General features: G+C 65.1%; 22 protein-coding genes and 1 tRNA gene. 19 read left to right on the forward strand and 4 right to left on the reverse strand.

The window, feature by feature from the left end:
• The first annotated feature begins 109 nt into the window (after positions 1–109).
• The 19 genes from ACXVUM_RS12060 to ACXVUM_RS12150 all read left to right on the forward strand — a co-directional run bounded on the left by ACXVUM_RS12060 (position 110) and on the right by ACXVUM_RS12150 (position 14,796).
• A complete protein-coding gene (locus ACXVUM_RS12060) occupies positions 110–508 on the forward strand; it encodes a VOC family protein (RefSeq protein WP_458522023.1) in 399 nt (132 codons plus the stop codon).
• 144 nt (positions 509–652) lie between these two features.
• Complete coding sequence (locus ACXVUM_RS12065) at positions 653–2,092, forward strand: CitMHS family transporter (protein ID WP_458522024.1); 1,440 nt, start codon at positions 653–655, stop codon at positions 2,090–2,092.
• 112 nt (positions 2,093–2,204) lie between these two features.
• Positions 2,205–3,884 (forward strand): ATP-binding protein, encoded by a 1,680-nt coding sequence (locus ACXVUM_RS12070; RefSeq protein WP_458522025.1) that lies wholly within the window; start codon positions 2,205–2,207, stop codon positions 3,882–3,884.
• On the forward strand, positions 3,884–4,558 hold the full coding sequence (locus ACXVUM_RS12075) for a response regulator (protein WP_458522026.1): 675 nt from the start codon (positions 3,884–3,886) through the stop codon (positions 4,556–4,558). The genes ACXVUM_RS12070 and ACXVUM_RS12075 overlap by 1 nt, the downstream gene beginning before the upstream one ends.
• A 117-nt stretch (positions 4,559–4,675) precedes the next feature.
• The gene (locus ACXVUM_RS12080; RefSeq protein ID WP_458522027.1) at positions 4,676–5,167 is read left to right on the forward strand and encodes a hypothetical protein; all 492 of its coding nucleotides are present in this window, start codon (positions 4,676–4,678) and stop codon (positions 5,165–5,167) included.
• 329 nt (positions 5,168–5,496) lie between these two features.
• Positions 5,497–6,606: a tyrosine-type recombinase/integrase gene (locus tag ACXVUM_RS12085; protein ID WP_458522028.1), complete on the forward strand. Its 1,110-nt coding sequence runs from the start codon at positions 5,497–5,499 to the stop codon at positions 6,604–6,606.
• A gap of 154 nt (positions 6,607–6,760) precedes the next feature.
• Positions 6,761–6,907, forward strand: coding sequence for a helix-turn-helix domain-containing protein (locus ACXVUM_RS12090; RefSeq protein WP_458522860.1), 147 nt, complete (start codon positions 6,761–6,763; stop codon positions 6,905–6,907).
• Positions 6,904–7,644 carry a hypothetical protein gene (locus ACXVUM_RS12095; protein WP_458522029.1) on the forward strand — a complete coding sequence of 247 codons (741 nt, stop codon included), beginning with the start codon at positions 6,904–6,906 and terminating at the stop codon, positions 7,642–7,644. The genes ACXVUM_RS12090 and ACXVUM_RS12095 overlap by 4 nt, the downstream gene beginning before the upstream one ends.
• Positions 7,645–8,151: 507 nt before the next feature.
• The gene (locus tag ACXVUM_RS12100; RefSeq protein WP_458522030.1) at positions 8,152–8,316 is read left to right on the forward strand and encodes a helix-turn-helix domain-containing protein; all 165 of its coding nucleotides are present in this window, start codon (positions 8,152–8,154) and stop codon (positions 8,314–8,316) included.
• 159 nt (positions 8,317–8,475) lie between these two features.
• A complete protein-coding gene (locus ACXVUM_RS12105; protein WP_458522031.1) occupies positions 8,476–10,308 on the forward strand; it encodes an AAA family ATPase in 1,833 nt (610 codons plus the stop codon).
• 401 nt (positions 10,309–10,709) lie between these two features.
• Positions 10,710–11,150 carry a hypothetical protein gene (locus tag ACXVUM_RS12110; protein WP_458522032.1) on the forward strand — a complete coding sequence of 147 codons (441 nt, stop codon included), beginning with the start codon at positions 10,710–10,712 and terminating at the stop codon, positions 11,148–11,150.
• A gap of 121 nt (positions 11,151–11,271) precedes the next feature.
• Positions 11,272–11,502, forward strand: coding sequence for a helix-turn-helix domain-containing protein (locus tag ACXVUM_RS12115; RefSeq protein ID WP_458522861.1), 231 nt, complete (start codon positions 11,272–11,274; stop codon positions 11,500–11,502).
• A gap of 90 nt (positions 11,503–11,592) precedes the next feature.
• Positions 11,593–11,790 (forward strand): hypothetical protein, encoded by a 198-nt coding sequence (locus tag ACXVUM_RS12120; RefSeq protein WP_458522033.1) that lies wholly within the window; start codon positions 11,593–11,595, stop codon positions 11,788–11,790.
• Positions 11,787–11,960, forward strand: a complete 174-nt coding sequence (locus ACXVUM_RS12125; protein ID WP_458522034.1) for a hypothetical protein — start codon at positions 11,787–11,789, stop codon at positions 11,958–11,960. The genes ACXVUM_RS12120 and ACXVUM_RS12125 overlap by 4 nt, the downstream gene beginning before the upstream one ends.
• Before the next feature lie 17 nt (positions 11,961–11,977).
• Positions 11,978–12,118, forward strand: coding sequence for a hypothetical protein (locus tag ACXVUM_RS12130; protein WP_458522035.1), 141 nt, complete (start codon positions 11,978–11,980; stop codon positions 12,116–12,118).
• Complete coding sequence (locus tag ACXVUM_RS12135) at positions 12,115–12,831, forward strand: hypothetical protein (RefSeq protein ID WP_458522036.1); 717 nt, start codon at positions 12,115–12,117, stop codon at positions 12,829–12,831. The genes ACXVUM_RS12130 and ACXVUM_RS12135 overlap by 4 nt, the downstream gene beginning before the upstream one ends.
• Positions 12,828–13,190 carry a hypothetical protein gene (locus ACXVUM_RS12140; RefSeq protein WP_458522037.1) on the forward strand — a complete coding sequence of 121 codons (363 nt, stop codon included), beginning with the start codon at positions 12,828–12,830 and terminating at the stop codon, positions 13,188–13,190. The genes ACXVUM_RS12135 and ACXVUM_RS12140 overlap by 4 nt, the downstream gene beginning before the upstream one ends.
• 70 nt (positions 13,191–13,260) lie before the next feature.
• Positions 13,261–13,707 (forward strand): HNH endonuclease, encoded by a 447-nt coding sequence (locus ACXVUM_RS12145; protein ID WP_458522038.1) that lies wholly within the window; start codon positions 13,261–13,263, stop codon positions 13,705–13,707.
• A gap of 591 nt (positions 13,708–14,298) precedes the next feature.
• On the forward strand, positions 14,299–14,796 hold the full coding sequence (locus ACXVUM_RS12150) for an ImmA/IrrE family metallo-endopeptidase (protein WP_458522039.1): 498 nt from the start codon (positions 14,299–14,301) through the stop codon (positions 14,794–14,796).
• Between the two features lie 845 nt (positions 14,797–15,641).
• Here the strand turns inward: ACXVUM_RS12150 and ACXVUM_RS12155 are convergent.
• The 4 genes from ACXVUM_RS12155 to ACXVUM_RS12170 form a co-directional block, all read right to left on the reverse strand.
• On the reverse strand, positions 15,642–15,974 hold the full coding sequence (locus ACXVUM_RS12155) for a hypothetical protein (RefSeq protein WP_458522040.1): 333 nt from the start codon (positions 15,972–15,974) through the stop codon (positions 15,642–15,644).
• Positions 15,975–16,470: 496 nt separating this feature from the next.
• The gene (locus ACXVUM_RS12160) at positions 16,471–16,629 is read right to left on the reverse strand and encodes a hypothetical protein (protein ID WP_458522041.1); all 159 of its coding nucleotides are present in this window, start codon (positions 16,627–16,629) and stop codon (positions 16,471–16,473) included.
• A gap of 193 nt (positions 16,630–16,822) precedes the next feature.
• A tRNA-Lys gene (locus ACXVUM_RS12165) sits at positions 16,823–16,895 on the reverse strand.
• Between the two features lie 43 nt (positions 16,896–16,938).
• Complete coding sequence (locus tag ACXVUM_RS12170) at positions 16,939–17,637, reverse strand: TetR/AcrR family transcriptional regulator (protein ID WP_458522042.1); 699 nt, start codon at positions 17,635–17,637, stop codon at positions 16,939–16,941.
• Positions 17,638–17,663: the final 26 nt, after the last annotated feature.

Consider the following 17,663-nt stretch of genomic DNA (forward strand, 5'->3'; position numbering starts at 1 on the left):
GCGCCCGATCGGGAACCGTCGACAGCGGGCGAGATCGAGGACCGCAGTTGTCCGCTTGCCGTCCTAGGTTCGGCGACACACACCGTCCACCCCCACAACGGAGCCCACCATGAAATTTGCCTCGGTCCGCATCATCACCGCCGACGTCGACCGTCTCGTCGGCTTCTACGAGACGCTGCTCGGCATCACGGCCGATCGGCCCGCACCGGTGTTCGCCGAACTCGTCACCTCGGCGGGCACGCTCGCCATCGGCGACGTGCAGACGGTCGCCCTCTTCGGTGAGGGCTCGGCCCACCCGGCCGACAACCACTCGGTGATCATCGAGTTCATCGTCGACGACGTCGACGCGGAGTTCGAGCGTCTGTCCGGCCACGTCGACGAGGTCGTGCAGACACCGACGACGATGCCGTGGGGCAACCGGTCGCTGCTCATCCGCGACCCGGACGGCAACCTCGTCAACCTGTTCACGCCGGTCACGGCCGACGCCGCCGCCCGGCAGGCGCGCTGAGGTCGTACACAGAACCCCCGGGCGCCGCGCGAAACGCGCAGAAGGTGCGGTTACGCACTCAAGCGTGACTGTGATCCCGGTTACGCAGACGCTGCTCGAGTAGCGGAAATCACTCCGACACTCACGGAAGCGGCGGTATTCGACATGCTTGTGGCACTCGGCCTCCTGATGGTGGTCACGTTCATGTTCCTGATCATCACCAAGCGAGCGACCCCGGTGGTCGCGCTCATCCTGGTGCCGGTGGCGTTCGGCCTGTTCGCCGGCGCCGGCCTGGGGATCAGCGACATGATCACCGACGGGATCAAGGACCTGGCCCCGACGGCCGCGATGCTGTTCTTCGCGATCGTCTTCTTCGGGATCATGATCGACGTCGGCCTGTTCGACCCGGTCGTCCGCGGAGTCGTGAAGCTGGTCCGCGACGACCCGGCGAAGCTGGTGGTCGGCACCGCGGTGCTCGCGATGATCGTCTCGCTCGACGGCGACGGCTCCACCACGTTCATCATCACGACGTCCGCGCTGCTCCCGCTGTACCTCAAGCTCGGTGTGAGCCCGGTGGTGCTGACCGTGGTCGCCGGCCTGTCGAACGCGACGATGAACATCCTTCCGTGGGGCGGACCGACCGCCCGCGCGGCATCGGCACTGAAGATCTCGCCGTCCGAGGTGTTCGTCCCGATGATCCCGTCGCTCGTCGCCGGCCTGGTCATCGTGCTGCTGTTCGCCTACCACCTCGGCGTTCTCGAGCGCCGTCGCATCGGCAAGATCGAGATCCGCGAGTCGGTGCTGGCCCGCTCGGGTGGTGGAACCGGTTCGGGTGTCGCCGTTCTCGACGGTCCGGGCACCGGGGACGTTCCCCCGGCGCGTGTCTCGGGCTCGGCGGACTTCTCCCTCGACGACGACTCGACCGAGGACGACAGCACGTCCGGATCGACGTTCACCGAGGGCACCCTCGACCCGAACCGGCCGACACTGCGTCCGAAGCTGCTGTGGTTCAACGCCTCTCTGACGATCGGCCTGCTGGCGGTGCTGGGCATGGATCTCATCTCCATCCCGGTGCTGTTCATGATCGCCGCGGGCATCGCTCTCGTCGTGAACTTCCCTCAGGTGAAGGATCAGTCGGCTGCCATCACACGGCACTCGTCGTCGATCGTGGCCGTCGTCTCGATGGTGCTCGCCGCGGCGGTGCTGACCGGTGTCTTCTCCGGAACCGGCATGGTCGAGGCGATCGCGGACTGGCTGACCGGCATCCTGCCGACCTTCCTCGGCCCACATCTCGCGATCGTGATCGGCCTGCTGTCGATCCCGTTCACGTTCTTCATGACCAACGACGCGTTCTACTTCGGGATGTTGCCGGTGCTCAGCGAGACGGCGCAGAAGTACGGCATCGACCCCGCCGAGGTGGCGCGGGCCTCGATCACCGGGCAGCCCGTGCACATGCAGAGTCCGCTTGTCCCGGCCATCCTGTTGCTCGTCGCGCTCGCCGGTGTCTCGCTGGCGGATCACCACAAGAAGGTGCTGTGGCGGGCCTGCCTGGTCTCGATCACGATGCTCGGGGTCGGTGTGCTGGTGGGGTCGATCCCGTTCTGACCCGCCGGTGACCGACGCACGACCCAGAGGCATCCGCCGGATCGCGACATCGCGGTCCGGCGGATGCCTACTGTTGTCGCGTGCAGGACGGCCACCGCGGATCGCGACACGCATGAGGCTGCGCACCCAGGTGCTCGTGCTCCAGATCGTCGTGATCCTGCTGAGCCTCGGCGTCGGATTCGGTGTCCTCACAGCCGGATCGGGCGAGCGGTTGCGCGACGAGTACGCCCAACGTGCGCTCGCCATCGCCCGGTCGGTGGCCAGCGACCAGCAGGTCCGCCAGGAGACCGCACTCTTCTCGGCCGAGGCGGCGTCGCCCCTCACCCCCACCCGGGCAGCGTTGGAGAACTCCGCACTGCAACGGCAGACACAGGCTGTCGCTGCACGGACCGGCGCATTGTTCGTCGTCGTCGCGAACGACCGCGGCCTGCGCCTGGCGCATCCCGACCCGGACAAGATCGGCAATCCGCTGTCGACCGATCCGACGGAGGCGCTCAGCGGTCGTGAGGACCTGGCCACCGAACGGGGCACCCTCGGCGAATCGGTGCGGGCGAAGACCCCCGTCTACGCCGACGACGGGCGCATCGTCGGGCTGGTCAGCGTCGGCATCTCCACCGAACAGGTCCGCCGCGACATCCGGGGCGACCTGCTCACCACGACCGGCATCGCGGCCGGTGCGCTCGCGGTCGGGATCGTCGGGTCGGTCGGGCTTGCCCGACGATGGCGTCGGCTCACCCTCGGGCTCGAGCCCGACCAGCTCTCGGAGTTGGTCCGCGAACAGGAGGCGGTGCTGCACTCCGTCGGCGACGGCGTGCTGGCGGTCGACGCGGGCGGGGTGGTCCGGGTCGTCAACGACCGGGCCCGTGAACTGCTCGCCCTGCGCGGCGACGTCGGCGACCGCGTCGAGGACATCGGATTGACGCCGCGCGTGCTGGAGGTCGCGCACGAACCCGTCGAGGTCGCCCGTGCCGCCGCCGTCGGCGATCGCATCGTGCTCGTCTCCTCTCGCCGGGTGCGGCGCGACGGTCGCGATCTCGGGTTGGTGGTGTCCGTCGTCGACCGCACCGACGTCGAGGGGCTCACCCGCGAGGTCGCGTCAATCAAGGCGATGACCGACGCACTGCGCGCGCAACGACACGAGTCGGCCAATCGCATCCACGTGGTGTCCGGCCTGATCCGGCAGGGGCGCGCCGACGCAGCGCTCGAGTACCTCGACGAGGTCGCCGGCACAGGACGTTTCGCGATCGACGTGCCCGGACTCGACAACGTCGCCGAACCGCACCTGCACGCGTTCCTCGACGCCAAGGCGGCTGCGGCGCGCGAACACGGTGTCACGCTGACCCTGGGCGCGCAGACCTGGATCGACGGTGAGCTCATCAGTCCGGTCGACGTCGTGACCATCCTGGGCAACCTCCTCGACAACGCGATCGACGCGGCCCGCGAGGGCTCGCGGGAGCCCCGGGTGGTGGAGGTCGAGGTCGTCGCCGAGGACGACACCCTGATCGTGACCGTCGCCGACAGCGGAGACGGGATCGGTGGACTGCGACTGGGCGCCGACGCGGCGATGGCGGCCGACCCCCAGTCGGTATTCGTCGAGGGCGTCACCTCCCACGCCGACCCCACCGTGCCCGGTGGTCGTGGGATGGGGCTCGCCTTGTCGCGGCAGTCGGCGCGGGGGCACGGTGGTGACGTGGTGATCGGCGATCCGGGTGGGGCCGTGGGTCCGGAGAACCCGTTGGGTGGGGCCGTCATGGTGGCGCGGATCCCCGGTGTGTTGCGAGGTGGTGGGTGATGGCGCGCGAGCCGATCCGGGTGCTCGTCGTCGACGACGACTTCCGCGTCGCGGCGCTGCACGCCTCCATCGTCGACGCCGTCATCGGTTTCGAGACGGTCGCCCGCGCCGGCACCGTCGCTCAGGCGAAGGCCGCGGCCGAGGAGAACGGTCACGTCGACCTCGCGCTCGTCGACGTCCATCTGCCCGACGGGTCGGGCATCGAACTGATCCGGGACCTGCGATGCGACGCGTTCGTCGTCACCGCCGAGGACAGCGCGACTGCGCTGCGTCACGCCGTCACCGCAGGCGCGATGGGGTACCTCATCAAGCCGTTCGAGAACACCGAACTGGCGCGGCGTCTCGCCGGGTACGCGCAGTACCGGCGGCTCGTCGAGGTGACGAGGCTGTCGCAGTCCCAGGTCGACGCCGCGCTGGCCGCGGTGCGGGGAGAACGGCAGCAGGCCGCCCGTGCGTCTGAGGTGTCGCAGACCGAGAAGGCGATCCTCGCCGCGGTGTCGGCACACGACGGTCCGATGGTCGCCGACCAGATCGCCGAGGCGGTCGGCATCTCCCCGCCGACCGCGCGCCGCCACCTCGCCGGCCTCGTCGCCGACGGACGACTGGAGATGGCCCTGCGGTACGGCACCACCGGACGCCCCAAGCAGGAATACAGGATCGTGAACATCGCGTAGGGGTGACGGGGGGTGGGGCGGGGGTCGATTAGGGGATCGGGGGAACTCTCCTAGACCTCCGGGGGAGGGGGCCGGAAACCCTGGCCTGCGGTCCGGCCGAAGTGTTTGCTTTCGGTCATGACCTTCACACGCACCGCCCGCATCACCGCCCTCACCGGATCTGCGCTCGCCGCAGGCGCTTTCGCCGCTGTCCTGGTCGCGTCCCCGGCGTCGGCCGACTCCCTCGGCACCGTGCTGACCAACGGTTCGCACCAGCTGGGGACCGCCGGCACGAACGCTCAGACCCAGCTCGGCACCGCCGGCTCCAACGCTCAGACCCAGCTCGGGACCGCCGGCTCCAACGGCCAGTTCCAGCTCGGCACGGCAGGCACGAACGCCCTGACGCAGCTCGGCACCGCCGGGTCGAACGGTCAGACCCAGCTCGGGACGGCCGGTACCAACGCCGGTTCGCAGCTCGGCACCGCGGGCACGAACGCGGGTTCGCAGCTGGGCACCGCGGGCACGAACGGCCAGACCCAGCTCGGCACCGCGGGCACCAACGCAGGTTCGCAGCTCGGGACCGCCGGGACGAACGCCCTGACGCAGCTGGGGTCGTTCCTCGGTCGCTGATCTCCCCATCCACCCAGACCGCCCGGTGTCGCACCACGCGACATCGGGCGGTTTCGCGTTCCCGCGACCACGTCGCGGGAGGGGGAGATTGGGTGCCCCCAGTAGGGCTCGAACCTACGACCTGCGGATTAAAAGTCCGATCCGGTAGCCCTACCCCGAAACTCGCTGACCAGTCAAGATCGGCTTATCGCTGCTGGTGAGGGCGTAGAAACGATGTGAAGTTGTGGACACGGTGACCCTGCTAGGGACTCCGCTGCGGGCCACTGTGCCACACATTGCCCACAGGAACCCGTCGCCGTGTGGCGGCGTGTCGGACTACCCTCCCGGTCATGGCATGGGTTGAACAACTCCCGTCGGGTTCGTGGCGAGGCATGTATCGGGACGCCTCCGGTCGGAAGCGGTCCTCGGGTGTCTCGAAGATTGGTAAGCGGGACGCCGAGGCCCGTGCCCAAGCTGCCGAGGTGGCGGCACGGGGCAAGACGACGGGTGCGCCCGTCTCTGATCTGACGTGGGGGGAGTGGCGACCCACATGGATGAGTCAGCGGACGGTGGCGGCGGGGACGCTGATCGAGGATGAGAAGCGGGTCGAGAGGCATGTTGAGCCACGCTGGGGGTCGGTGAAGCTCGTGGATATTCGCAGGGCCGACGTACAGCGGTGGGTGAGTGAACTATCGGCGTCGGGGTTGTCGCCGTCCACCGTGAGAAAGATTCACGCTGTCCTGTCCGCGAGCATGTCCGCCGCCGCCCGCATGGACCTCGTAGAAACGAATCCGTGCTCGGATGTGGCGAAACCCGCACTACCCCCGACTGAGGAACATTGGTTGTCCGACGATGAGATCGAGGCCCTACGCGACACCATCGACGAACGGCACCTATTCACCTACGAACTGTTGATCGGGACGGGGCTGAGATGGGGCGAGTGTGCCGGGTTGCACTGGACCCACGTCGATTTCGACCGATCCACCATCGAGGTCGTGTGGGCCGCGGATCGCAAGGCGGGCGGATTCAAAGCCCCCAAGTCCAATCAGAAGCGCACCGTCCCCGTCAGCGAACGTCTCCTGGGTCTACTCAGCGACCGCCTAGAGGCAATGGGGTGGGGTGAACCACCGGACGCGAACTATGTGGGTGGCCGGCGACCCCCTCACGGCCTCGTCCTGGCCGGGAAACCGGGTGGGGGTGCCCCAGACCCGAAACCGTTTTCGATGGCGCTTAGCGCGGCTGGTAGGGCCGCGACGGTGGGCGAGGGTGCCCGCAAACGCAAGGTCGGGGCAGTGAGGGTGCATGACTTGCGGCATTCCTATGCGACTCGGCTGGTGCGGCGGGGGGTGTCGATTCTCGCGGTGAGCAAACTTATGGGGCATAGCTCGGTGGTGGTGACGCAAAGGTATGCGAGCGCCGGGGACACCGAATGGGACGCCGTCCGTACCGCGCTCGGCTGATTCTTTTCACGATTGTCAGCGCCACTCCCTAGCGTCCCAGGTGACCATTTGCGGACCGTTGTGTCGGCGGGGTGCTCAATACAATTGACGTAGCGGCAAGGGGCCGCATTCATGGGTGTAGGAGTTGGTAGTGCAGACGGTGGAGTGGTTGACGGTGGCGCAGGCGGCAAAGTACCTCGACGTTTCAGAGAAGAGTATCCGTAGGTGGATAGCTGCTGGTCGGCTTTCCGCACGTCGGGCAGGACCGCGACTCATCCGTATCGATCCGCGGGCACTGGAGCGAATGCTCGACGCCGCATGACATCACCGACACAAACATCCGCAACGACCGGACAAGTCGAGTGCCCGGTTCTTCCACGACCTCGGCGAGAAGATCGGCGAGAAGTTCTGGACGGCGGTCGGCATCGCGAACGTCAACTCGAACACGCGCCGGAAAGCAAGAAGGCACAGAGGTTCGACACCTCGGAGTACAGGGACGACGTTCACAAGTTCGGTGAGTTCGTGCGTCACGGTGGGACGTGGCAGTACGCGGCGATAGTCGCCAGATGGGTCGACAGCGGCGTCGGCAACGGTCGACCAGCCACAAACCGGCAACAAGTTGCCAGTTCCCGCAAAGTGAGTGTCAGGCAGTTCGCGACGGATGCTGCGGTGTCGCGACCGACGATCAGCAAGTACCTGAAGGCGTGGCACCTCGCATCGGGCGACGGACACGTTTCACCAGCCGACGCCATCACAGCCGGAGAAGTGGTCGACCTCGACTGGGAGAACCTGCCGTCATGGTCGGACTACTACCGTGAGGCGACCAGCCGCGATACCACCACGGATGCGCAGTCGGGTGGTGAGCCGATGCCGCCGCTACCTGGCACCGCTCGACGCAAACTGATGCACCGGTTGCGGTCGGTGTCCAGTGTTATCCAGTTCGATCCCGATGTGGTGGCGAAGATCGTGGACGGCGACGACGACTACGACTACATCAAGTCCACGGTGATGCTGCTGTCCGACTGGGTTCAGCGCGTGGAAAGCACACGCAAACAGTAACAGGGTCGGCGACTGCGGAAACTTACGCAGTTGATCCCGGTTCGCTGCGCGAGTCGGGACTGTCCATTCGGGGTATCGCGGCGGCGACGGGGCTTAGCATTGGCACCGTCCACGAGTCGCTGTCCACAGGTGTTCAAAATCGAACACCTGCCGAGCCCGCCGCTATCACCGGCTTGGACGGAAGGACGTACAAGCCGCGCGTTATCGACCCTGCCCCAGTTGCACCCCGGACTTGTCGGTAGATAAGCATTCTTTACCGCAAATGTTGGCGTGGACCCTGCGCTGAATTCGGCCGAGGGTAAGGGCGGTGAATTGGAATGCGCGGAATTTTCTGGGATGTTGTAACAATCGTGTTTCAATAATTCTCGATTAGTCAAATATTCCCGATATCGGCGCCTCTATATGATATAATTAATGTGCGCGGCTCTCCTCGGTTCTGGATGAAAAGCTCGCGCTATGCCGATTCTTATAATTAAGGTATCAGGCGCTCCACCGAGGAGGCAAACAATGGCGCTCACAAAGATCAAGGCCCTGCAAGATGGGCTAGGAATTACCCGCACCACCGCTATTCGGCTAGTTACCGATGGTGAAGTGGCGGGTAAGCAAATCGGCGGTCGGTGGTACGTGGATGCCGCCGAACTGGAGAAGCTGCTGACTATTCCGTCGCAGTAAGTGACACGCACCCACCGGGGTGCGTTGTGTGTGAGAGGGGTCCTCGTGGACTCTTACGAGTATGTGTTGAGTAAGTTTCGCGACCACGGTTTGGTCGTAGTCGAAAAGGGTGACCGGGCAGTCTGTCAGGCCCCAAATCATTCCCTAGCTGACCGTTCGGTGAGTGTAAAGCGCGGCAGGGAGCGGACGCTCATCTACCCGCACGCCGGGGAGACGTTGGACGATGTTCTCGAGGCTGTGGGACTGAAGAAGTCTGACCTCTTCGACGGAGACAGCGTTTCCTACAAGTACCCCGATGGCCGGGTGGTCACCAGGACGCCCGACAAGGCGTTCAGGCAGTCGGGCGACAGGTCCGGTCGGGCGCTCTACGGGTCCGACAAACTGCCCACCGACACCAGCATCCCCGTCTACGTGGTCGAGGGCGAGCAGGATGTCGACACCCTCGCCACAGTGAAAGCGGTCGCCGTATCGGCTGCGATGGGCGCCACCAACCCCGACAAGGCCGACTGGTCTGTCCTGAAGGACCGGCCCGTCGTCGCCGTGGTCGACCGTGATGAGGCGGGGCAGAAGTGGGCGGCGAAGGTCCGTGAGGCGCTGACCGATGTCGCGTCGTCGGTGGTGTTCGTTCACGCCGCAGAGGGCAAGGACGCGACGGATCATGTGGTGTCCGGTCACGGGTTGGACGAGTTCGTCCCCGTGCCGAAACCCGCACCGTCGCAGGGTGGCCGGCGGTTGAAAATCGTTCGGGCATCCGAGGTGACCATGCTCAAAATCCGTTGGTGGCTCGCATCTTTCATCGCTTACGGTGCTCTCACACTTCTCGCCGGTCCCGGTAACACCGGCAAGTCGACGGCGGCGGCAGGCTGGGCCGCTGAGGAAACCCTGCGCGGCGGGACCGTGATCTACCTGCACTCCGAGGAGGGGCGGGCATCGCAGCTCACACCCAAGCTGAAGGCCGCTGGAGCGGACCTCGACCGCGTGATCTTCCTCGACGTGGGGGTGACACTCGCGGACGGCAGAGAGGCCGACACAAAGCTACGCCTGCCCGACGATCTGCCGTTGCTGTCGCAACTCATGGACAACGAGGACGTGTCGTTCGTGGTGTTCGACGCGCTCACCAGCTTCAAACCGGAAGGCGCATCGGGGAACAGTCAGGACGATGTTCGGGAGTTCCTCGAACCACTCGCCCGTCTGGCAGCCGACCGTGACGCCGTGTTCCTCGGGATCGCCCACTTCGGTAAGGATGAGCATCGAGACGCCCGGAAAGCCGTTCTCGGATCGGCGGCATGGACCGATGTTCCGCGTTCTGTCATCGCGTTCGCCCGCGATGCTGAGACGGGCTGGGGCGTCATCTCAGACGTGAAGGGCAACCTCACCGCGAAGAGCCGCAACGTCGAGTACACCATCGAGTCAGTCCCGGTCGATCTACCGAGTGGTGAGGTGACCGAGGTGGGGCGGATCGTGTTCGGCAACGACACCGACCGCACCGCCGACGACCTCCGCGCCGACGCACGGCAACGCCGCGAACACCCCGACACCGATGGGGACACCGCCGGCGACTGGCTGGCCCGGTTTCTGAAGAACGGCCCACAGCCCGCGGTCAACGTCTACGCGGTCGGCGGACAAGCCGGATTCTCTGACAGCCAACTCCGACGCGCACTCAAGCCCATCGGTGAACCCAGTAAGGCACGAGGTGAATTCGGCGGCGGGTGGTGGTGGAAGCTGAACGGCCAAACATGGAAGTGGGACGTGGAAGATGACGAATCTTCCCTAGACACAAATAATCGTCATCTTCTACATCTTTCCAGGTCAGAGGAAGATGACACCTCGGAAATCGTCACCTTCGAAGATGACACCGTCATGTTCGCTGTGACCAGCGAAGATGTCGAAGATGACGAAGGTGACGGTGTATGGGGGACAGGCCGTCATCTTCCTGACGACCCTATCGACTATGTGCCGACGATGCTCGGTGATGAGGAGGCCGCGTCGTGATCTTGCGCACTTCGCGGGGCGCAGCCCCTATTCATGTCACCCGGCGTCCGGGTGACGGTTTCAAAATTCAGCAAAAGAATTCTCTGCTGTTGTTGTCGGCGGCGGAGGCGGCAGAACTGGCCCGCCTCATCATAAAGGGGGCGGCGGATGAGTGACCGTCTCGACAGGTTCGAGTGGTACACGGAAGCGTTGCCGCATGACCGGGGAAAGCCGGTGCCGATGACGATCCCCCGGAAGCGGTGGACGCCCCCGGCTATCCCGAGGGTGACGGTTCCCGACCTGCCGAAGTGGGAGCCGAGCCGACCGCTTACCGATGTGCAGGCGTGGCTATCCGCGCGTCTGGATGAGTGGGCCGACATGCGTGTCCGTGCGGAGGCGTGGGCGGCGGATCGGCGGGCCGGGTGAGGTCGTTCAGCGTCGACCAGTTGCTCGATAGTCTGCCGGAAGTGGTTGCAGTTCTGCGTGACCCGCACTCGCACCGCGGCGAGTTCCGGCCATATCTCGCGGACTGTGTGAATGGGGAGTTCGTTGCTCTGTGGCGTTGCTGCCTTATCGTCAATGTCGATCCTGTTGGGGTGCCGTGTTGGGCACCTGGGGGCGTGTTGCGGGGCATCTCGTCGCGCACCACGGCGACGCATCTGTCGTGGATGATCGCCGACCTTGTTGACCGGATGCCGTCCGACGACCGACTCATTCACCGGGAGTTGTGGCGGGCGAGACTCCGTTCGATGGGCGCGTCCCCGGAGGTCGCGAGCTTGATGCAACAGGTTCGCGACGATGCTGTCGAGGACGAGTTCGCCGAGTTCCGGCGCGAGGACGGTAGTGCTGCTGTCGCGGGTTGAGGCGGCAAAACTGTTGGGGCGCAGCCCGCTCACGATAAGAGACTGGCAGGTTAAACACTCGCTACCTGTTGCGCGTCGTGACGGTCGCCGCGTGCTCTATGACTCCCGCGTTCTGTTGGCGATGGCGAAACAGCGGCGGGCCAATTATCGCGACCGTCCATTCACGCCGGGGCTTGGTCGAGGTGTTAAGCATCCCGCCACACCGGAGATCGAACGCCGCGTCGAGGCCGGCGAGCGCACAACCGACATTGCAAGAGCGTGTGGCTGCTCGGTTTCAACCGTTAGCCGTATTCGCCGCAAAATAAGGGCGCTGAAATCAGCGGAGACGCCCGAACAGGATTCCCGAGGGTAGTGCCGCAGGGAAGTAATAAAGCCCGTTAGCGGGCAAATGAGGACCCATCCACGGCGTTTCCCGTGGTGGCATAAAGGACAGGAGTCGGCGATGACCGACAAGCGGAAATTTTGGATAGACATGCCCGGTGGGGAGCCGGTGAAACTTCTCAAGAATCAGAACAGGCCAGGGCTGATTATGCGTCAGGCGACCTCAGTGATCTTTGTGGATGCCGAGATCGTCGACCAGGTAATCGACGCGATGTGTGACCTTGCCGATCAAGTCGAGACGACGGGGGAGCGGCGGTGAACATCTCGCTTTCCCAGAATGGCCCAAGGGTGAATTTGGCTGAGAGGCGCGGCGAGCAGGGCCTACGGATTAGGCACGAAACGCTGTCGATCTTTTTGACCCGTGCCGAGGCGTTGCAGGTGGCGCACAGGATCGCTGACCTGGTCACCCTGATCCCGGACGAGACATGAAACCCACGCCACGCGAGGTGCCCGCCAAGGTCCGCCGGACCGGACTTCACACACTCACGCTCGAACTCGGTGGGCAGCATTTCACCGGCCACGTCGCGGAGTTCGCGCAGTTGGCCGCAGACATTCGTAAGGCGTTGACAGAGAACGGTATTGATTGATGAACGAGATTTTTGATGTGGTCGCCCCCGCCCTCGTGGGACTCGACCTGTTGAGTGAGACTGACCTCGACCAGGCACGCAAGCTGCACCAGCAGGCACGGGAATACCAGACGCTCGCCCGCACCTCGGAGCAGGCCGTCGCCCGCAAGGTCGCCGAGGTCGCCGACAAGCTGGTCGGTGATGGGAAGACGACGCCTGACCGGGTTATCGCCGCGACGGTCGGTCTCCCCGATGCCCGCGCCGTCACCGCCATCGCCGAGCAGATGGAACGTTCGCTGAATCGGCAGGCGCAGTCCATCGTCCTCGCCCGCGTCGGTGAGGCGTGCGGGCGGCTAAATGCCCGTCTGGCCGATCTGGCCGACGAGACCGAGCAGGTGGCGCGGGACCTGTCGCATATCACCAGTCCGCAGGCCGCGATTGATTCCGGCAGGGTTGATGGGTGGCGGCGTGCACAAGCACTCATGTCCGACTACGAGTCGATCTCGTCGCTGATCTACCAGCTCCGCGAACTGCGGGTCATCCCCCGCCCGAAGTCGTCGCAGTCGGGCGCGCACTGGATGTTCCTCGAACACAACGAGGAGTGGGTGCCGCAGGACGCGACCCCCTGGCAGCGCCATGTAGCGAAGATGAAGCGACGGCCATGGATTCCCGCAAGCGCGGACGAGGCCGAGGCCGTGTTCCAGCAGTGGCAGCGCGAGGCGGTGTCGGCATGATCGGCGACCGTGATCTGATCCGCGCTGCAATGGAAGCCGCTGGCGTCGAGACCAGACCGAGAAGCGAAAGCTACTTCAATCCCCGGAACTACCCGCCTGTCGAAGAGCCCGCCGAACAGGTTGAACAGGAGCAGGAGACGCCGAAACGTCCGAGGACGACTTCGACACTCCCGATCCCGACCGGCGATCCGGGTCCCCGCCGCACCCCGACCGGCGGCAGCGAGCCGTTCCGGCTAGAGATCGACACCCGCAAGGAGTCGAGGGAGATGGCCGACCGGATTTGGCAGCAAGAACACGGCCTCACCCCGCCGACACCGATTCCGGGGCGCGTCGAAGGCCAGCACGTCCGGCGCTTCTGACCAACCACCTACACGCGGGGCGGGCATCCATTGAGGGTGTCCGCCCCGTTGCTGTTCCCCAGGAGGGACCATGACCTATCCAAAGCGACCAAGGTCCAGCCAGAAGAACGGCGCACGATGGGCCAAGATCAGCGGTGTCGCAAAGCGAGCATGGGCGCGACAGGGAATCGTGTTGTGCCACTTGTGCGGCCACGTCCTGGATGAGAACGCGCCATCACGGTCAGACCGGTCGCTAAGCCTCGATCACGTTGTGCCGGTATCGCAAGACCCGTCACTGGAGTACACCCTCTCGAATTTGAGACCGGCATGTCTGATCTGCAATCTCGTCAGGCAGGATCGCCCCGTCGAAGACATCTACGAGGACGTACATGCGTTCCGGCGCGAGGTCGATCGCGCCATCGCCCGACGTGAACTCGACCGCGAAGCGAGAGCCGACAAGGCCGCGAAGAAACCCACCGGACCGCGGCTGAACACCGTCTGGTCACCCGCCGCCGCAAGCTCCAGGGACTGGCTGTGACGCCCGAGGGTGCCTAGGTGTCAGAGAGGCGCTGAAAAGCCGTCAGAGGGCCGCTGAGGCTGGTCTGCGGGGTGTTCTGGTGTCCGAAATTCCGCAGAGAGAACTTTTGAAGCCTTGAGGTGACAGAGGGCTGCGGCGCAGGTCAGGGGGTCACCCCCACCCTTATGTGCAGTGGAGTTGATTGAGAGTTGTCGAAGTTGTACGTGAAGAGCGCGGCGGCGTCGTTCGTCGTGAAGCTGCATATCCCGACGTGGCGTACCCATCGTGTCGCCGGGGTGTCGTGGTCTCAGTCCGTGATCCCGATGAAAGGGTCGCCGGCCGATCCTGCGCCTCTCGTGTTGACCGAGCCGACGTTCCACCAGGGGGTCGCGACGGTCACCGTGAGTGGAGGGTCGCCGGGTGCCCGCTATCTGCTGACCACCGCACCCTCGGATGGGTTCCGGACGCCGCAGTGGGTTAGAAGTGTGCGGATTGCCGTTGCCTAGACTGCCCATCGGTTGTCGGGCGTTTCGGCTGGTTGCGGGCGTTTCGCAGCGGAACTGTCCGCTCCTATGGCTACCCTCATGTCACAACAGTGCGATGGAGGTGAGGATGACTGGCTGGGTTGAGTTGACCCGCAACCGTGCACGGAATGATGCGCAGGCCGTGCTAGATGTTCATTGGGACACTGATCGGCTGCCAGTCGACCCGGTAGAGATTGCCCGTGCGCTGGGGCTCAACGTGTTCACCGCTGAGTTGGGCGACGACATCTTCGGAATGCTTGTCGGCAACAGGGGTGGCGCTGACGTGTTCCTCGACCAGGACCAGCCGCCTGCCCGGTTCCGTTTCACCTGCGCTCACGAGGTCGGACACTACGTCGACAATTCGTCGCGGCTCGATGCCGACGAGGCCTACGTCGATAAGCGAAGCGACGACGGTAAGGGTTCAGTGTCCGAGGTGTACGCCAACGAGTTCGCTGGCAGCCTTCTCATGCCCGTTGAGCGACTCAAAGAGATGATTAATTCAGGCCGATCCGAGTTTCAGATTGCGCGAGAGTTCGCGGTGTCCCTCGACGCACTGCGCTACCGTCGCAAACTTCTCGGTGTCTAGCACTGAGGACTCGGGCGGCGAAGCACCGCCGCCCGAGAGCACGAAAGTGGGGCGGAAAGTCGCCCTGCCGGAGGGCCTTCCTCCCGACACCCGCGAAACATTTCGCTCGCCGACTGTTGATGACGGATCGCGTGCACCCGAGCAGATCGAGGGGCAATCAGCGGCCCTCACGACGTTCCTTCGTTTCCACCCGTTCATGGCGTTCTTCTGTTGGCTGGCTCACCTGCAATACGAACCTGAGCACACGGACAGCAGGCGAATAAGTATCCACCGAAAGCGGTGTCCCCGCTTCTACTGGACGTGCGTCACCCTCGACATGCTCATCACGTTTGCGGTGACTGTGACGATCGTTGGGACCGCGGTCGGTGTGGCGTACAAGACGCTGTTTGCGTGACCATCTCTCGCCAGGGAACCGGCGAGCGGGCGAGCGCGTCCAACGTTCGTGAGCATTTTCGACGCCGTCGGCCATGCCTTGATGATCGTTGCCTTCGCCGTGCTGTTCTTTCGCTACCTGTTCGGTCCGCCCTCGGACTGACGGCGCAGTGATCGCGGCGCGGTTGGGATGTCATCGGCGGCGGTGACGGTCTGACAGTTGCGGCAGACCCAGTGCCGGCACGGCTGCGGACGCTGGTTGCTCCACCCCACCAAATGCGAGCGTGGTTGTCGCCAATCGGCACCGCACGCCGGACACGACGCCGGTTTCCACTCGATCCACGGCACAGAGACCTTCCCGTCTCCGCGACGAGCACCCGCCACGGTAGGCGGCGGTGCAGACAACAACACCCCCACCTAGCCGTGTTGGCCTGGTGGGGGTGTTCTCGCGCGTCTAGAGCGATCTGGGCTGTCTATGCGGCGCTGGGGGTCCATGTGACTGCCCGGTCCCACGCCCCGCACATCGCGCCCCACAGGTCGGGGTGGAGGAGGGGTTGTAGAGCGTCGAGGGTGGCGCGGTCGGCGACGACCAGTTCGACGCTGTCGCCTGGTGCGGGCACCGAAACACGAATGTACGCGTCGAGACCGCTCACCGGGACGTGGGCGCAGTCCTGGACACCGCCGACTGTCACCTCGATGTCCACGTCGTCGGGGGTGGGTGGGGACCAGCGCAGGAAGTGGCGGGTGATCTCGATGGTCTCGTCGGGGCGGGTGATGCCGTCAGGGTGGACGGTGGGTGCGGTCACTAGGGGGTCTCCTTCGTCGGGGTGGTGGAACTGTGGCACACCCGGCGACGGTCCGCAAGAGGTCGGAAGAGCGAGAAATATTGCTACACAACCTATTTCGTATCAGGGGCTACAGTCGCGATGTAGTGGCCGATACAGCGGAAGGCGTGGGGCAGGTGGGTCAGTTTGACCCACCTCTCAACGGCATGGAACACAGTTGTGCCGGATCGGTGGATGACCTCCCACCGCACCTCCCATTGATCCGCTGACCGTCGTCACCCCACGACCCCTATCCCCACAGCGCCGAGACAGCGCGGGGTATCGGGGTATGACCACCGTCGAAGTTGATCGGGCTACGGGGTGGCGCATCCCCCCGGCTGGGGACGCTCGTCAGCACTCGCCGGGGCAGGCTGGTTACGGTCGGGCCTGCTCGATAAACGACCACAGGATCAGCAGTCGAATAGCACCCCCTGAAAGCCACGTAGACGGCCGAAAGCAGGCCGGGGGTGGGTGAGGGTCACGCGCACCACCCGAGGAACACCAGGAGGGCGGCGAGGCCATAGGTGCCGCCGTAAAGGACGGCACAGAACAGGGTGGTGAGGATTGCGGCGGCGACCTGCCGACGCCGCTGCGCCTGTTCAGGGGTGGGCGCGAATATGCTGGTGGAACGGTCCATGACGGGTGTCTCCGTTGTGATCCGAGACCCTCGCGAGGTGTTGGTAGCACCTGCGGGGGTCGTCCTATGTGTGGACCGGATCAGACGGTGAAACCCGTACGTGGACACTGGATTGCCCACACTTGCCACAGGCAATCGTGACCTTGTGGCAGACGTAGAAGCCGAAAACTAGGCGTGAACTGCACCTATCGGGTGCCCCCAGTAGGGCTCGAACCTACGACCTGCGGATTAAAAGTCCGTAGCTCTACCAACTGAGCTATAGGGGCAGGGGTCCTCGGAAGGGCCACCGATCGCAGGAGTCTACAGACCTCAGCGGCCCGAACAGTTCCCGCGGCTGCCGTGTTTCGCGGCGTGGATCTGATCCTTGGTGAGCGCCGGGATGGTCAGCGGCATGCGGATCCCGTCGGCGCGGATGGAGTCCAGCAGCAGCGACAGGTAGCGGCGCCAGGTGCCCGGCACCGACGACTCGGTGAGGTCGGCGATGGACCGCAGCATGCAGAAGATCGCGAAGAAGTCGCTCTCGGCGATGTCCTCACGCAGGACGCCGGTGGTGCGGCCGCGCTCGAAGACCGCGTCGATCAACTCGGTCAGCGACTGCTTGGCGGTCTCGACCGATTCCGCGCACGGGTCCACGCGCATCATCACCGCGGCCAGGCCGCGGTCGGTGGCCATCGACTCGCTGACGAACGTCACCAGGTCGACGATGCCCTCCCAGGCGTCGTCGGCGTCGAGGGCCTGCTGGGCGCGGGCCTGAACATGCTTGAAGTGTTCGGACAGGATCGCCTCGAGCAGCTCGTCGCGGTTGGCGAAACGTCGGTAGACGGTGCCGACGCCCACTCCCGCGTGCGCGGCGATGTCGTCGAGGGTGACGTCAGGTCCCCTCTGCGCGAACAGCTCTCGCGCGGCGTCGAGGATGCGCAGGCGGTTGCGCTCGGCGTCGGCGCGCAACGGCTTGGAGGAGGAGTCCGCGGACGGCGCCGTTGCCGCCCGTGTGTCAACCGTGGTCATGCTCACACTCTATCAAGTGGAGACAA

It is taken from the genome of Williamsia sp. SKLECPSW1 (assembly GCF_054332755.1).

Coding starts and splice junctions, on each gene's coding strand:
- ACXVUM_RS12060 (WP_458522023.1), top strand. CDS start 110: ATGAAATTTGCCTCGGTCCGCATCATCACCGCCGACGTCGACCGTCTC.
- ACXVUM_RS12065 (WP_458522024.1), top strand. CDS start 653: ATGCTTGTGGCACTCGGCCTCCTGATGGTGGTCACGTTCATGTTCCTG.
- ACXVUM_RS12070 (WP_458522025.1), top strand. CDS start 2,205: ATGAGGCTGCGCACCCAGGTGCTCGTGCTCCAGATCGTCGTGATCCTG.
- ACXVUM_RS12075 (WP_458522026.1), top strand. CDS start 3,884: ATGGCGCGCGAGCCGATCCGGGTGCTCGTCGTCGACGACGACTTCCGC.
- ACXVUM_RS12080 (WP_458522027.1), top strand. CDS start 4,676: ATGACCTTCACACGCACCGCCCGCATCACCGCCCTCACCGGATCTGCG.
- ACXVUM_RS12085 (WP_458522028.1), top strand. CDS start 5,497: ATGGCATGGGTTGAACAACTCCCGTCGGGTTCGTGGCGAGGCATGTAT.
- ACXVUM_RS12095 (WP_458522029.1), top strand. CDS start 6,904: ATGACATCACCGACACAAACATCCGCAACGACCGGACAAGTCGAGTGC.
- ACXVUM_RS12100 (WP_458522030.1), top strand. CDS start 8,152: ATGGCGCTCACAAAGATCAAGGCCCTGCAAGATGGGCTAGGAATTACC.
- ACXVUM_RS12115 (WP_458522861.1), top strand. CDS start 11,272: ATGGCGAAACAGCGGCGGGCCAATTATCGCGACCGTCCATTCACGCCG.
- ACXVUM_RS12120 (WP_458522033.1), top strand. CDS start 11,593: ATGACCGACAAGCGGAAATTTTGGATAGACATGCCCGGTGGGGAGCCG.
- ACXVUM_RS12140 (WP_458522037.1), top strand. CDS start 12,828: ATGATCGGCGACCGTGATCTGATCCGCGCTGCAATGGAAGCCGCTGGC.
- ACXVUM_RS12145 (WP_458522038.1), top strand. CDS start 13,261: ATGACCTATCCAAAGCGACCAAGGTCCAGCCAGAAGAACGGCGCACGA.
- ACXVUM_RS12150 (WP_458522039.1), top strand. CDS start 14,299: ATGACTGGCTGGGTTGAGTTGACCCGCAACCGTGCACGGAATGATGCG.
- ACXVUM_RS12160 (WP_458522041.1), bottom strand. CDS start 16,629: ATGGACCGTTCCACCAGCATATTCGCGCCCACCCCTGAACAGGCGCAG.
- ACXVUM_RS12170 (WP_458522042.1), bottom strand. CDS start 17,637: ATGACCACGGTTGACACACGGGCGGCAACGGCGCCGTCCGCGGACTCC.